This window comes from Nibrella saemangeumensis (assembly GCF_039541915.1).
In the GTDB taxonomy this organism is placed as follows: Bacteria; Bacteroidota; Bacteroidia; order Cytophagales; family Spirosomataceae; genus Nibrella; species Nibrella saemangeumensis.
Window position 1 is genome coordinate 165,889 of the sequence record NZ_BAABHD010000084.1, and the last position, 15,157, is coordinate 181,045.

Here is a 15,157-nt window from a genome sequence, read left to right on the forward strand (position 1 = left end):
ACCTCGTTCGTCTTTAGAATTTATCATCTTTCCATAGTAGCCTTGCGTTTCCCGTACCTAACCTTTCCAACAAGCATGTATACTCTTTCCGGCTTACTGACTGCCCTGTTGCTGGTATCCTGCCAGATAGTCTTCGCCCAACCCGGTCCGCAACCCGCCGTCCTCCGCAGTCAGCTGATCTATGAGCAGGCTCCCTTTCCCCAATGCCACGCATCGACCCTGGCCGAGACCCCACAGGGGATCGTCGCTGCCTGGTTTGGCGGTACCCACGAAAGGCATTCCGATGTGGGTATCTGGGTAAGCCACCGGCAGGGCGACCGTTGGACTGCCCCCGTGGAGGTAGCCACCGGAGTGCAACCCGATGGCAAACGACTTCCCTGCTGGAATCCGGTGTTGTTTCAGGTGCCAAACCGCGAATTGATCCTGTTTTACAAAGTAGGACCCAGCCCGTCGACCTGGTGGGGGCTGCTGAAGCGCTCGACCGATGGTGGCAAAACCTGGTCCGAAGCCGAGCGACTGCCCGATGGGATTCTGGGGCCGATCAAGGATAAACCGGTGCTGCTGGCCAACAATACCTTACTGTGCCCCAGCAGCTCCGAGCACGACAATTGGCGCGTTCACTTTGAAACGACGAATGACTGGGGTAAAACCTGGCAGAAAACCGAAGCCATCAATGATGGTAAAGCCTTCGGTGCCATTCAGCCGACGGTGCTGGTGCATAAAAACGGCCGGTTGCAGGCACTTTGCCGGAGTACCAACGGCTTTGTGGTTGAGAGCTGGTCGGCCGATAACGGTAAAACCTGGTCTCCGCTGACCAATACTGACCTGCCGAACCCGAACTCAGGGTTCGATGGGGTAACGCTGACCGATGGCCGGCATCTACTCATCTATAACCCTGTTTCCGTAAATCCCGGCAAGCGCAGCGGTCCGCGTACCCCGCTCAGCGTGGCGGTTTCGCCGGATGGTAAGCAGTGGAAGTCGGCGGTAATTCTGGAGAATGAACCCGGTGAATACTCGTACCCGGCCATAATTCAGACGTCCGATGGCCTGGTACACATGACCTACACCTGGAAGCGGCAGCGCATCAAATACGTGGTCGTTGACCCAAAGAAACTTTAGGCAATGCGGGCCGATAGGGCTTTTTTCTTAATATTGCCGGCATGAAAGCAGCCGTATTAACGCAGTTCGGAGAGCCGGAGAATCTGGTTGTACAGGAAGTACCAACGCCTTCGATCGGGGAGCACGAGGTACTGGTGCGGGTCAGAGCCGCCAGCATCAACCCGGTCGATATGAAAACCCGGCAGGGGAAGGCGTTTGCCAGTCAGTTAAAAGACCATCAGCCTTTAATTCTGGGCTGGGATATTTCCGGTGAGGTGGCAGAGGTGGGCGCGTCCGTGCATACCTTCCAACGGGGCGATACCGTGTTTGGGATGGTCAACTTTCCCGGCTACGGAGCGGCCTACGCCGAATACGTGGCGGCACCGGCGGCTCACCTGGCCCACAAACCCGCCAATATTACCCATGAGGAAGCCGCAGCGGCCACCCTGGCAGCTCTGACGGCCTGGCAGGCGGTGGTGGACAAAGCCCAGCTACAGGCCGGACAGAAAATTCTGATTCATGCGGCTGCCGGTGGGGTTGGACACTTTGCCGTTCAGCTTGCCAAACACCTGGGCGCTTATGTCATTGGAACGTCATCGGCCGCCAACCGGGATTTTGTGCTGTCGCTGGGTGCCGATGAGCATATAGATTATACCGCGCAACGGTTTGAAGATGTGGTAGCAGATGCCGATGTGGTTCTGGTGACCACCCTGGCCGATACGACCAAAGACCGGTCGGTCGATGCGCTGAAGCCGGGTGGTACGCTGGTCAGTATCCTGAGTGGTTTGTCGGGTGAGAGTGCCGAAAAGGCTGCGGCTAAAGGTATCCGGGTGGAAGCGTTTCTGGTGGCTTCAAACGGTGAACAGATGCAGCGGTTAGCCGACCTTCTGGAAACGGGTGCCTTACGATCGGAGGTATCCCTGGCGGTGCCCGTTGAGCAGATACCCGAAGCGCACCGGCAGATAGAAACGGGTAAAACCAGGGGGAAGATTGTCGTAACGTTTTAAGGCATGAACCGCATCAGCAGCATCGATTTCACCCGGGGGCTGGTCATGCTCATCATGGCGCTGGACCACGTGCGCGACCTGATGCACACCACCTCGCTGACGCAGGACCCGACAGACCTGAGCACCACCACACCCGCCTTGTTCCTGACTCGGTGGATCACGCACCTGTGCGCGCCTACGTTTGTGTTTCTGTCGGGCACATCGGCCTATCTGTCGCTGAAGAGTCAGGGAAGAATTGCCGAAAGCGCCCGATTCCTGCGCACCCGCGGGCTCTGGCTCATTGTGCTCGAGCTGACGGTGATCAACTTTTCCTTCTGGTTTGATATCCACTTCCGCACGCTGCTCTGGCAGGTGATCGGGGCCATCGGTGCTGGTTTTGTGATCCTGTCGTTTTTGCTCCGGGTACCGGTGCGGGTAGTGGGCGTGCTGGGCCTGCTTATTGTTTTCGGCCATAATCTGCTGCCGAATGCCAGCTTTGCACCCAATGGCTCATTTGTCTGGGCCTGGCTGTTTCAGCCTAATATTTTTACCGTGTCGCCCCGGTTTACGCTGGGCATCCTCTACCCGGTCATTCCCTGGCTGGGCATTATGCTGACCGGGTATGCCTGCGGCCGGCTGTTTGAGCGACCACTGGCGCAGCGCCGGCGACTGTGGCTGGCCATTGGGGTAGCGACACTGAGCCTGTTTACGCTGATCCGATTGACCAACCTGTACGGTGACCCGGTGCCGTGGGCACCGCAGAAAACCGGGCTGTTCACGGTCCTGTCGTTCATCAACTGCACCAAATACCCGCCATCCCTGCTGTATACGCTGATGACCATCGGCATCTCGTCCATCGTTCTGGCGGTAACGGATGGGGTAAAAAACCGGCTGACCGACATCGTTTCGGTCTACGGAAAAGTACCGCTGTTTTATTACCTCATTCACTGGTACGTGATTCACTCGGCCATGGTGGTCATGGTCTTGCTGCAGGGCTACCGGTGGAATGACCTGATCTTTGGCCCCTTCCGTTTCGGACGGCCCGAAGCCGGGTCTGGCGTGGACCTGCCTTATATTTACCTGATCTGGCTGGGGGTTATTGTGGCGCTGTACCCGTTATGCAAATGGTACAGCCAGTACAAGGCTTCGCGTCGGGATAGCCGGTGGCTCCGGTACGTGTAGCGTTGGAGCTGACAAGGATTAACGTTCGCTTTGCTTCACGGCAAACTGACCCGTTCTGGCCGGCAAATCGCCAAGAAGAGGGAGCAGAACGGTGAAGTAGGTGTCATCTTCCTGCACCAGAATATTGTGTTGGGTCAGCATTCGGTATTTCGCGTTGATGTTGGATAAACCAACGCCATTGCTGACTTTCGACGCATTTTTTCGCTGAAGGTTATTGCGCACCATCAGTTGACCTTCTTCGGTAGTCCGTATTTCGAGGCACAAGGGCTGGCTGGCCATGACAATATTATGCTTGACGGCGTTTTCCAGAAGCATCTGCAGGGTTAAGGGCGGCAGGCAACGGTTCAGTTGATCCGGCGACACCGACTTATGGACAATAACCCCTTTGCCATACCGCGTCTGTAACAGGTGTACGTACGAATCAATGAAGGTTAATTCCGTACTGAGCGGCACCAGTTCCTGATCGTTGGCCTGTAGCAGATACCGGTATACCGTGGACAATTCGTCGACAAACACACTGGCCCGGTTTGGCGATTCCTGGATCAGGGCCGAAAGGGCATTGAGGGAATTAAATAAAAAGTGGGGGTTTACCTGACTCTTCAGGGCATTAAACCGACTCTGCCACTGGGCCTTCAGGAGTTCTTCTTTTTCGAGGTACGTTTGCTTCCACTGTAACAACAGGTACCAGCCTTCGTAAACAGCAAAATACACCATATGGTAGAACAACTGAATACCGGAGGAGGTGACATAATCAACCAGCCCTAACCACAACTGTTCCCGCGAACCCAGAAACACATGCATGGCGAACCGCGAAAAGATTGCGGCACTGACCAGCATTGGCGTGAGGAGTAGTAAGATCATTAACCGGTTGGGGGTACGCTCCAGACCCGGCAACTGGTCCTGCAATCGCAGCACAATCCAGCGGTTTAACTGCCAGAACAACGCTCCCGCTACCAGCCCTACAATAACGGAGTGGAGCATGTCCCTGCCGGTAGCCTCTAACCAAAAACCAAGCCGAAAAAATACGTTTCCCAACAGAAACAAGCCCACCGGACCCAGCCACCGCAAACGGGAGTCGTTCATGTGCATCAGCGTAAAATCCTCACGATTGTTAACCAATCACCTTCCTATTCATACCAGCAGCAATTTATTAAAATTGCCGGAAAAATGGAAGAATGAGTGTATATACGGTAATATATAGGTAAACGGGCGTTTAAACGGTGCGAACGCGTGAACCTCATACGTCGCTCCCCCAGCCACCACCACCGGGCGTTTCGATCCGGATGCGGTCGCCGGGTTGCAGGGGCCTGCTGAAGATGCCCGGCAGGGACTGCTCGTTGCCGTCGGCCCGAATCAGGGTCTGTTGTCCAGTCTGGCCGGGTTGCCCGCCCTGCATGCCGTACGGGGAAACAACCCGGTGCTGGCTCAGCAGGGTGGTTTGTACCGGGGCAAGAAACTCGATTTCGCGGATGATACCGTCGCCCCCGCGCCACCGGCCGGCACCGCCGGAGCCGGTGCGGATGGCAAACTGGTGCAGCCGTACCGGATACCGCCGTTCGAGTTCTTCGGGGTCGGTCAGGCGGGTATTGGTCATGTGCTGGTGTACGGCCGAACGCCCGTTGAAACCCGGCCCAGCCCCGGTTCCTCCGCCGATGGTTTCGTAATAACCGAACTGGCTGTTGCCGAACAGGAAATTGTTCATGGTGCCCTGGCTGCAGGCTGCCAGGCCCAGCGCCTTCAGCAGCGTATCCACCAGCCGCTGGCTGACTTCTGTATTACCGCCGACAACCGCCGGGCATTGCTCGGGGGTATCGCCGAAATCTGGGTTCAGAAAAGACGATTCGGGTAGTAAAATCCGAACCGGTTCCATCAGCCCCTCGTTGAGCGGAATGTCCTTTCCCGGCCGTCCGGACCCCGGATGGCCGGACCCCAACTGGCCCGATCGAATCCAGAGCCGTAACACGTAGAGGATGGCACTGAACAGAATGGCCCGGTTAGCGTTGAGGTTGTTTTTATGGACGTCTGAAGTGCCGGTGAAATCAAACGTAATAATCTGATTGAAGATGGTAATTGAAACGAAAATACGCTGACCATCGTCCAGCCGTTCTTCGGCTTCGAAAGTTTGGTCCTCCAGCGGAGCCAGCACGGTCCGCAGCGCATCGGCGGAGGCCTGTTTGAGCCGGCGCATGTAATGCTGCAGGGTAGGTAGTCCGTGGTCGCGTACCAGTTTCAGCAGTGCCTGCTCGCCGGCCCGCAGGGAGGCCAACGCGGCTTCAATATCCGCCCGGTTTTCGGCCAGGGCGCGGGTGGGGTAGGGAGCCTGGGTAAACTTTTGCGCTACATCTTCCCAGCGAAAAACACCCCGCCTGACCAGGTACTGGGGTTCAAGCACAACGCCCTCTTCGGCCAGGTTTACCGCATCGGGCGGCATAGAGCCGGGCACCTTACCGCCGATCTCGGCATGGTGGGCGCGGTTGATGACGTAGCCAAGCAACTCCCCGGCATCGGTAAAGACCCCGCTGAGCAGCGTGATGTCGGGCAGGTGTGAACCCCCATATTTGGGGTGATTGGTAATGACCACATCACCGGGGCCAATGCCAATTTTCGTCTGCACCAGCCGGGCGCAGATGCCCAGGCTGCCTAAATGGACCGGAATGTGCGGAGCGTTGACCAGCAGTTCGGCGTTTTCGTCGAGCAGGGCGCAGGAGAAATCCAGCCGCTCTTTGACGTTGACGGAAAAGGCCGTCCGCTGCAACTGCGCCCCCATCTCCTCCGCAATGGCCGTAAAGCGCCGGGCGAATAGCTCCGTCTGGGCTACCTCGGCCAGTTCGCTGTAGGGTTCTTCGTCCGACGAGACGTATTCGGCCACGGCATTCTGGTTTGCCCGCACAACGAGCCGCCAGCCGGGTTCGATGAAGGCGGAGGAGGTTTTGTTGAGCAGCAGGGCCGGCCCCCGGAAGGTATCGCCTTCGCGGAGTTGGGTCCAGTCGTAGACGGGGTAGGAGCCCGACGTGAATATCGGTAGTACATGGGTGTGTGAAACGGGCTGGGTCGTGACCGGCTCCTCCTCCCGAACGGTGCTGACCACCACACGAATGCTTTCTACCTCAATGGTTTTGCCGGTGGGGTAGTGGCCGTAAAGCTGCTGATATTTTTCCTGGAAGGTGTCTTCGATTTTCTTTATCATCCCAACGTCATGCTTTGTCATCCCGACGATAGGAGGGATCTGTATCTTGGCCGGCTCAGTAGCGTCTGAGATCCCTCCTGGCGTCGGGATGACAAAAGCAGTTGGGTTGACAACGTCAGTCGGGACGACCAGGGGCACCTCAATCGCTGTTTCCTGCCCCTGTAGCCGCAGAAACAACAGGACAGACTGCACGGCAACAGGCGTTTCCGGACCAACATCCTGCCGTAGCGCGTCGGTAGCCTGCTGGGTAAGGCCCGCGATGCGGTTGGCCAGTTCTGTCTCTACCGCCGAGAGTTCCTGCAGGACCGGTTGCGATACCATCCGCTCGATCCGGGCCTGTCCTATGCCATAGGCACTCAGCAGGCCACCGTCGAACGGCAGGATCAGGCGGTCGATGCCGAGCAGCCGGGCCACCGAGCAGCCGTGCAGGCCACCGGCCCCGCCAAACACCAGCAACGCATACTCCCGGGGATCGAAGCCGCGGGCAACCGAAATTTTTCGGATGGCACCAGCCATAGCTTCGTCGGCAATGCGGGCAAAACCCAGCAGCAAATCCCGTTCGCTGATGGTGGTGCTGGTTTGTTCCGCAATGCGTTGTTGGAGTGCATGCAGCGCCGATTTTGCCTGGTCGGGAAAGACCGGAATACCAAACTGGCCGGGGTGGAGCTTGCCGAGCAGCAGGTTTACGTCGGTTATACAGAGGGGCCCTCCCGCTCCGTAGCAGGCCGGACCCGGCGCTGCGCCGGCGCTGTGCGGCCCTACCTGAAGTTGTGCCCCGTCGAACCAGCAGACCGAGCCGCCACCAGCCGCTACCGTTTCAATCGCCAGCGAGGGAAGTTGTAATTCAAAGGCATTTATTTTGGTGGTGAATCGATAATCGACCCGGTGGTCGTAGCGGGCGGTGTCGGTGCTGGTACCGCCCATATCGAGCGTCAGAATGCGCTCAATGTCCAACTCCCTGGCAATGGCCGCTGAGCCGATAACCCCACCGGCCGGACCACTCAGCAGACTATCTTTCGGCCTGAACAAGTCCGCTTTGACCAGACCGCCCGCGCTGGTCATCACCCGCACCGGCTGGCCACCCAACTGGCGGGTCAGGTTATCGAGGTAGGCCCGTAACACCGGCGTCAGGTAGGCATCCACCACCGCCGTTTGGGTGCGGGAAACGTACTGGATGGCCGTGGAGACGTCGGTCGATAGCGTTACAACCGGCAATCCAGCTGCCTGTAAGGCGTCACCGAGTTGTCGTTCGTGAACCGGATTACGGTAAGCGTTCAGCAGCGAAACGGCGATGGCATCAACGGCGGTGTCTTTCAGCTTTTCAACCAGTCCGGCGATCGTGTGCTCCTCTAACTTGGTTAAAACCTGCCCGCCGGCACTGATGCGCTCCTCAACTTCGTACACGTCGGTATACAGCAACTCGGGTGGGGGAATGTCGAGTTGAAACAAGTCCGGGCGCTGCTGGGTGCCGATGCGCAGCAGATCCCGGAAGCCCTTTGTGACGAGCAGCGCAACCCGGCCCCCTTTCCGTTCGAGCAACGCGTTGGTTCCCCGGGTTGTCCCCAGCCGCATATCGAGCGGAGGGAAGGGCCGGTTCAGCGGAGTTTGGGTGAGTAAACGCGTGGCCAATACCGGAGCTTCTTCGCCCGTTAACAATTCCACGGTAGCCGGTAGCTGAGCCGTTATCGATTGGTCAAGCGTTAATGCGCCATCCATGGCCAGCGAAACTACCGTAGCGATCTCCCCGGAATCGATAATCCGCAGTTGGTAGCCCTCAAAGATGGGAGCCGACAGCCAGGAGGCTTTCAGCCGAAGCTGTTGCTGATCGTCTCTAAGAATACCCCGCAGGCAACTGCTGCTCAGGACTTTCGTGCGGAGTAGCTGACTACCGGGAGCCAGCGCCATGCCGTCGGTGAAGGTACCCCCGGTGTCAATCCAGATTTGGTACATGCTACTTGCCTGCCGAAATCATATTGGCAAACAGCCGGTAGGCACCGGGTACGCCGGCGGGCAGTTCGCGGAAGAACGAGAGGCCGGTGTACATGAAATGCCCCTTGCCGTATTTGGCGTAAATCAGGCTACCCTGCTTCGGCGCTTCGTTGGTGTCGTTGGCGGAAAACAGCGGCTCGTAGGCTTTGTCCCACTCCTGTGCAAAGTACAGACCCCGTTCCTGAATCCAGTTTTCGAAGTCCTTCTGGGTAATTTTGTTCGGGGTATTGAGCAACGGATGCTGCGGATTCAGGAAGGTAATGGCCGCATCTTCTTCAGCTACCCGCTCGCGACCCACCGTAAACGGATAGGGACCAAGCTGATTGACCTTTAGCCCATTCTGGATGAAGGAGCCACCGGGCGTTACATACTGGACAATCATGGTGCCGCCGTTGCTGACGTACTCCATCAGTTTTGCCTGGTAGTTCTTCAGCCACTCCTCCGTGTTATACGCCCGGACGCCCACCACAATGGCGTCGTATCCCGCTAAGTTCCTGTTGAGGTCGGCTTCGTTGAGCATGGTGACCTGCGTACCCATCTGCCGGAGGGCAGCCGGTACTTCATCCCCGGCCCCGGCAATGTAGCCGATGGTTTTGGCCTTCACCTTTACATCCAGTTTCACCAGTTTGGCTTCGGCGGGGGGGAAGAGCGTTTGGGTCGGAATGTGCTTGTACTGGATCAGCCGCAGGCCCGTGGTGAAGGTGCCGGTATTGGTCGTCATAACCGCCCGTAGCCTCCCGTCGGCAGCGCGACCGGCGGGTGTGACGGTGAAGGTTACCCGCTGTTCCTGAAACTTGTCTTTCAGGCTGAACGGCAGTTGCGCCGGCTCCACCCGCCAGCCTTCCGGCGTCTCCAGCTTCAGGGTGCCGGAGACATTGGCCCGACCCGCTTTCAGAATGACCTCCACGGTTTTTGGGGTATTATCCGCGAAGACATACACCCGCTCGGCCAGGTTGGCGGTGACGTCGGGCTGAATCACAAACGGCCGGTAGATTTCACCGTCGACGGGGTCGGTAGACTTATAGACCCAAGGCCGGGAGAAGGTAAACGGCTGGCCGTTGATGTCGAACGTGAATTCAGCCGTCAGGGCGGGCGGATTCTCAGGCAAGCCTATTAATCGTTGATCATCCACCTGAAACAGGCCCCGGTCGAGCGGTTTTTGCAGCCAGTAGGGTTGCGAAATGGGCTGGTTGCGGGCAATCGTGACCGTAAAGGGAAATAGCTGCTGATCGTTGGCCTTGAGGGGCAGCGTCAGGGAAGTGTCTTTATTGACTTCCGGCAGCCGGATTCTGGTCAGTTGCACCGGTATGCTACTGCGGTTAACCGCGTTCAGGTTTACCCGTACCGTTTCGTTCGGGGTGGCGGCATAGAGGGTGGGGTTCGCTTCAAACCACAAGCCCAGGCAGTCCTGAATCAGCTTCTCGACCTCCTGTTTTTTGGCGGCTACGTAGGTATTGGTAGCATCCAGCTTCTGCAACTCCCGGTAGAGGGTTACCAGCGTCGGCACGGAAGCCGACGGCTGTTCGGGTCGGAAAGCCGCGATTGCCTGGTTGACCAGTTCCTGCACCCGGCCGCTGTTGGGGACGCGCTTCCAGGTGAGGTCTACGCCGTCAAACGGGTCCTGCTGCACCGGGTCGCCGTTTTTCACCAGCAGGTAGTCGATGCGGGAGCCGCGGCTGGCGGGTACGCCAAAGCCCTGACTTTTGTGCTGGCTCCGGCTTTCGGCGGCAATTTCGCCGTATGATTTGCCGAGCAGCGGATTATACACGCCGGTTTCTACGCCGACCATGTTGCCGGCTTCTTCGGGTTTTTTGTTGCTCAGAAACGCACCCGGAATAAAGATATTCCACATGATCCGCTTCGCCTTCCAGGGTTTTACGTAGGCAAGCTGTTCAGGGTACTTCGTGGGATCACCGGAAATTTTAAAGGCTTCTTCGGCCAGGTAACCCGAGGCACTGTGGTGCCCGTGTCCGGCGCGGGCGTCGGGGGGAAAGCGGGTAATAATAACGTCCGGCTGAAACCGGCGAATCCGCCAGACCACGTCGGCCAGTACTTTATCCTGCCCCCAGGTCCGAACGGCCTCATCCGTCGACTTCGAGAAACCGAAGTCATAGGCCCGGCTGAAGAACTGCTGTGGCCCATCGATGCGCCGGGCGGCCAGCAGTTCCTGGGTACGGATAAGGCCAATATTTTCGCCCTGCTCCGTGCCGATCAGGTTCTGACCACCGTCCCCCCGCGTCAGCGACAGGTAAGCGGTACGCACCTGACGCTCATTGGCCAGGTAAGTGAGCAGCAGCGTATTTTCGTCGTCGGGGTGGGCCGCGACGTACAGCGCCGAACCGACGACATTGAGTTTTTTGAGGTCATGCAGGATGTCGCCCGCGGCCGCCGACTGGTACGGCTGAGCAACCGCCCAGGCCGACAGGCCGAGCAGGGAAAACAGGAATAGGGACAGTTTAGGGATGCGCACAGCTAAAACAGAATAAAAGTCTGAATGCCAATTTGACAAAAATAAAGATGGACTTTCGGATTTAAGTATTCTGTATCAAAATATTAACCTTTTATCTTAAAAATGGTCTATTGGCGCGGGCTTCTATTTTGTTGAAATCCACAACCAAACTCTATATTTGCGCTCACTTTAACAAAAACAGATACCTATCCTTAAAATTTTACCGCATGGACAACAGTCTTTATTTAGTTCCCTTATTGGGCATCATCGGTCTGGTGGTGATGTTTACCAAATTCCGCTGGGTTTCGCGGCAGGAGGCCGGGGATGCCCGTATGCAGGAAATTTCGACATACATCGCTGACGGAGCCATTGCCTTTTTGAAAGCAGAGTGGCGGGTGTTAATTGTTTTCGGGCTTGTAGTAGCCCTGGTACTCGGGTTTTCGGCGACACTGGTTGAGAACTCCGACTGGGTCATTGGGGTAGCGTTCGCCATCGGAGCCTTTACCTCGGCGCTGGCTGGTTATATCGGCATGAAAATCGCCACGCGGGCCAATGTGCGTACCGCGCATGCCGCCCGTACCAGCCTGACCCGGGCGCTGGATGTTTCCTTCACCGGTGGTTCGGTGATGGGCATTGGCGTGGCCGGTCTGGCGGTATTGGGTTTAAGTGTCCTATACATTCTCTTCTATAATATGTACGTTGCTGCATCGGGTAATCTGAACGGCATCGAAATGGAAACGGCGCTGGAAGTCCTGGCGGGTTTCTCGCTGGGAGCTGAATCCATTGCACTCTTTGCCCGCGTAGGGGGCGGGATCTATACCAAAGCGGCCGACGTAGGAGCCGACCTGGTGGGTAAAGTTGAAGCCGGTATTCCGGAAGATGATCCGCGTAACCCGGCCACCATCGCCGATAACGTGGGCGATAACGTGGGTGACGTAGCCGGTATGGGTGCCGACCTGTTCGGCTCGTACGTGGCTACCATTCTGGCTACCATGGTGCTGGGTCGCGAAATCCGGATTCCGGAAGAAGTAAATATTTTTGGTCATGCACCGATCGTACTGCCGCTGGTAATTGGTGGAATGGGTCTGATCTTCTCTATTATTGCTACCTATTTTGTCCGGGTAAAAGACGATAACGGTAACGTACAGGCCGCGCTGAACATGGGTAACTGGGGTTCGATCATCCTGACTCTGATTGCGTCGTATTTTCTGGTGATGACGATGTTGCCGGATGTGGATATGCGCATTCGCGGGGTGGTTTTCGACCGGATGGATGTGTTCTACGCCATTGTGACGGGTTTGATTGTTGGTGCGCTGATGTCCATTATCACGGAGTACTACACCTCCATGGGGCGTCGGCCGGTATTGTCGATTATCCGGCAGTCCGGTACGGGTCACGCGACCAACATCATTGGTGGTCTGGCGGTTGGTATGGAGTCGACGGTATTGCCGATTCTGGTGCTGGCAGCCGGTATCTTTATGTCGTATAAGTTTGCGGGCTTGTACGGTGTGGCCATCTCGGCCGCCGGTATGATGGCTACCACCGCCATGCAGCTGGCCATTGACGCCTTCGGACCCATCGCCGATAATGCCGGTGGTATCGCCGAAATGAGCCACCTGCCCGACGAAGTGCGGGGCCGTACCGATATCCTGGATGCCGTTGGTAATACCACGGCTGCTACTGGTAAAGGGTTTGCCATTGCTTCGGCCGCCTTAACCTCACTGGCTCTGTTTGCGGCCTTTGTGGGTATTTCGGGTATTACCGCCATTGATATTTATAAGGCCGATGTGCTTTCCGGGCTCTTTGTCGGGGCTATGATTCCGTTTATCTTCTCATCGCTGTGTATCGCGGCCGTGGGCCGGGCTGCCATGAAAATGGTGGAAGAGGTTCGTCGCCAGTTCCGCGAGATTCCGGGCATTCTGGAAGGTACCGGTAAGCCCGAATACGAGAAGTGCGTTGCCATCTCCACGCAGGCCTCCATCCGGGAAATGATCTTGCCGGGTGCCATCGCGCTGAGCGTACCCGTTATTGTCGGCTTTATTTTTGGCCCTGAAGTATTAGGCGGTCTGCTGGCCGGTGTAACGGTATCGGGGGTGTTGATGGGTATTTTTCAGAACAACGCCGGTGGGGCCTGGGACAACGCCAAAAAGTCGTTCGAGAAAGGCGTCGAAATCAACGGCCAGATGTATTACAAGAAGTCGGAGCCCCACAAGGCATCCGTTACGGGTGATACCGTGGGTGATCCGTTCAAGGATACCTCCGGGCCGTCAATGAACATCCTCATTAAGCTGATGTCCATTGTATCGCTGGTTATTGCGCCGTTCATTACGGTTCCGGCGGGTACGGTGGAAAGCGGTACCGATCCGCGTATTGAGCAACCCATTGTACCGCCCGCCGGCCGCGTTCAGGACTCCGACGCGCCTGGCCGGGAGTCAACCGTCGATGAGCGTTCCGACGACGGCTCAGTGATGCAGCGGGATACGAATCGGTAGAACGGTTTCAGGTTCCAAGTTTCATGTTGTTAGCCACCGCCAAACCGCCGGGCTGCCCCGTTGAAACCTGGAACTTGAAACCTGAAACAAAAAAGGCCAGCTCACAAGAGCTGGCCTTTTTTCGTATCTATTAGCAAAAACAAGTGTTACTTCACCTGACCACGCAGTGAGCGCGGGATTTCAATGGTCGCCACCGGATTCGACATCGACTCCAGCAGCGTAATGCCTTCTACTTTGATCTGGTTAACCCGTACGGATTTACCTAAATCAAGTCCAGATACATCCACGTCAATATAATCGGGGATATTTTCGGCCGGACCTACAACGCGCAGTTTACGCACGCGGGTAACCAGCTTACCACCCTTCTGAACACCGGGTGCGGTGCCAACCAGACGAACCGGTACGGCAACCTTAAGGTCTTTTCCGTCAACAATCTGAAGGAAATCAGCGTGCAGTAACGCATCGCTTACCGGGTGAAACTGAGTATCCTGCAGAACAGCGCGGTATTCGTCGCCTTCAATATTCAGGGTTACTTCGTACACATCCGGCGTGTACAGCAAATCGCGGAAGAGAATATTCGGTGCATAGAAGTGAACCTGATCCTGACCTCCGTAAAGAACGCACGGCACATTGCCTTCAGCACGGACGGCCTGAGACTCTGATTTGCCGAGATTCGCTCTTTTATACCCTACAATCTCGAGTTTTTTCATGATACAAATGATTGAATTTTGAATGACAGAATGATTGAATGATTGAATGATTGAATGATTGAATAGCTTGGAACGTGTTCTTTTTATTCAATCATTCAAAATTCAATCACTCAATATTTTATAAAAAGTGAGCTAATAGATTCATGATCACGGATGCGGCCGATCGCTTTGGCAAACAGCTCAGCTACCGACAACACTTTAATTTTCGGATTGGTTTCCCGCATGGGAATGGTGTCCGATACCACCAGTTCTTCGAGCATCGAGTTTGCGATGTTTTCGTGCGCCTTGCCCGACATGACCGGGTGCGTACACACGGCCCGCACCGATTTGGCTCCTTTCTCCCGGATGATCTGGGCCGCTTTGCAAAGCGTACCACCCGTATCGATTAGGTCATCGATCAGTACGACGTTAGCTCCCTCAACATCCCCGATTACCTGCATCGAGGCAATTTCGTTGGCCCGTTTGCGGTGCTTGTCGCACAATACGATGTCGGCATTGAAGTGCTTGGCAAACGTCCGGGCGCGGGCGGCTCCGCCTACGTCCGGCGACGCAATCACCAGGTTGTCGAGCTGCAGGCTCCGGATATACGGCACAAAAACCGAGGTTCCTTCGAGGTGATCCACCGGAAAATCGAAGAAGCCCTGAATCTGGCCCGCATGCAGGTCGATGGTCATCAGCCGGTCGGCGTGAACCGATGCCAGCATATTCGCAACGACCTTAGCGGCAATGGCCACCCGGGGTTTGTCTTTCCGGTCCTGACGGGCGTAACCGAAGTACGGAATCACGACGGTGACATAGTGCGCTGACGCCCGGCGGGCGGCATCGACCATGAGCAGCAGTTCCAGCAGGTTGTCGGAAGGCGGGAACGTCGACTGGATGATAAACACATCGCAACCGCGCACCGATTCTTCAAAACTGGGGGAAAGTTCACCATCACTGAACCGGCGGAGGGTGTACCCGCCAAGATCTTTACCGTAGTAGTGAGCGATTTTTTCGGCGAGGTAAGTCGACTGACTACCCGAAAAAATCTTCACCGGATTGAACGAAGCCATTGTGCCGAAAAT

The 15,157-nt window shown here is 56.5% G+C and carries 9 protein-coding genes; 4 read left to right on the forward strand and 5 right to left on the reverse strand.

Annotated elements, in window-relative coordinates:
* The first annotated feature begins 75 nt into the window (after nt 1–75).
* The 3 genes from ABD949_RS28445 to ABD949_RS28455 are packed head-to-tail and all read left to right on the forward strand — an operon-like array spanning nt 76 to nt 3,266.
* On the forward strand, nt 76–1,119 hold the full coding sequence (locus ABD949_RS28445; RefSeq protein ID WP_345249537.1) for a sialidase family protein: 1,044 nt from the start codon (nt 76–78) through the stop codon (nt 1,117–1,119).
* A 41-nt stretch (nt 1,120–1,160) separates the two neighbouring features.
* Nucleotides 1,161–2,105, forward strand: a complete 945-nt coding sequence (locus ABD949_RS28450) for an NADP-dependent oxidoreductase (protein WP_345249539.1) — start codon at nt 1,161–1,163, stop codon at nt 2,103–2,105.
* A gap of 3 nt (nt 2,106–2,108) precedes the next feature.
* Nucleotides 2,109–3,266 carry an acetyltransferase domain-containing protein gene (locus ABD949_RS28455; protein WP_345249541.1) on the forward strand — a complete coding sequence of 386 codons (1,158 nt, stop codon included), beginning with the start codon at nt 2,109–2,111 and terminating at the stop codon, nt 3,264–3,266.
* Nucleotides 3,267–3,284: 18 nt separating this feature from the next.
* Here ABD949_RS28455 and ABD949_RS28460 read toward each other — a convergent pair whose 3' ends face one another.
* The 3 genes from ABD949_RS28460 to ABD949_RS28470 form a co-directional block, all read right to left on the reverse strand.
* The gene (locus ABD949_RS28460) at nt 3,285–4,349 is read right to left on the reverse strand and encodes a sensor histidine kinase (RefSeq protein ID WP_345249543.1); all 1,065 of its coding nucleotides are present in this window, start codon (nt 4,347–4,349) and stop codon (nt 3,285–3,287) included.
* Nucleotides 4,350–4,503: 154 nt separating this feature from the next.
* Nucleotides 4,504–8,403: a hydantoinase B/oxoprolinase family protein gene (locus ABD949_RS28465; RefSeq protein ID WP_345249545.1), complete on the reverse strand. Its 3,900-nt coding sequence runs from the start codon at nt 8,401–8,403 to the stop codon at nt 4,504–4,506.
* Nucleotide 8,404: 1 nt separating this feature from the next.
* Complete coding sequence (locus tag ABD949_RS28470) at nt 8,405–10,876, reverse strand: PIG-L family deacetylase (RefSeq protein ID WP_345250429.1); 2,472 nt, start codon at nt 10,874–10,876, stop codon at nt 8,405–8,407.
* A gap of 242 nt (nt 10,877–11,118) precedes the next feature.
* On the opposite strand from ABD949_RS28470, the gene ABD949_RS28475 reads away from it, so the two are divergent.
* Nucleotides 11,119–13,383: a sodium-translocating pyrophosphatase gene (locus tag ABD949_RS28475; protein ID WP_345249547.1), complete on the forward strand. Its 2,265-nt coding sequence runs from the start codon at nt 11,119–11,121 to the stop codon at nt 13,381–13,383.
* A gap of 146 nt (nt 13,384–13,529) precedes the next feature.
* Here ABD949_RS28475 and ABD949_RS28480 read toward each other — a convergent pair whose 3' ends face one another.
* A complete protein-coding gene (locus tag ABD949_RS28480) occupies nt 13,530–14,093 on the reverse strand; it encodes a 50S ribosomal protein L25/general stress protein Ctc (protein ID WP_345249549.1) in 564 nt (187 codons plus the stop codon).
* Nucleotides 14,094–14,203: 110 nt separating this feature from the next.
* The gene (locus ABD949_RS28485; RefSeq protein WP_345249551.1) at nt 14,204–15,145 is read right to left on the reverse strand and encodes a ribose-phosphate pyrophosphokinase; all 942 of its coding nucleotides are present in this window, start codon (nt 15,143–15,145) and stop codon (nt 14,204–14,206) included.
* Nucleotides 15,146–15,157 lie beyond the last annotated feature (12 nt).

Excerpts from the sequence above, each read along its gene's own strand:
- ABD949_RS28445 (WP_345249537.1), top strand. The coding sequence starts at position 76 with ATGTATACTCTTTCCGGCTTACTGACTGCCCTGTTGCTGGTATCCTGC.
- ABD949_RS28450 (WP_345249539.1), top strand. The coding sequence starts at position 1,161 with ATGAAAGCAGCCGTATTAACGCAGTTCGGAGAGCCGGAGAATCTGGTT.
- ABD949_RS28455 (WP_345249541.1), top strand. The coding sequence starts at position 2,109 with ATGAACCGCATCAGCAGCATCGATTTCACCCGGGGGCTGGTCATGCTC.
- ABD949_RS28460 (WP_345249543.1), bottom strand. The coding sequence starts at position 4,349 with ATGAACGACTCCCGTTTGCGGTGGCTGGGTCCGGTGGGCTTGTTTCTG.
- ABD949_RS28465 (WP_345249545.1), bottom strand. The coding sequence starts at position 8,403 with ATGTACCAAATCTGGATTGACACCGGGGGTACCTTCACCGACGGCATG.
- ABD949_RS28475 (WP_345249547.1), top strand. The coding sequence starts at position 11,119 with ATGGACAACAGTCTTTATTTAGTTCCCTTATTGGGCATCATCGGTCTG.
- ABD949_RS28480 (WP_345249549.1), bottom strand. The coding sequence starts at position 14,093 with ATGAAAAAACTCGAGATTGTAGGGTATAAAAGAGCGAATCTCGGCAAA.
- ABD949_RS28485 (WP_345249551.1), bottom strand. The coding sequence starts at position 15,145 with ATGGCTTCGTTCAATCCGGTGAAGATTTTTTCGGGTAGTCAGTCGACT.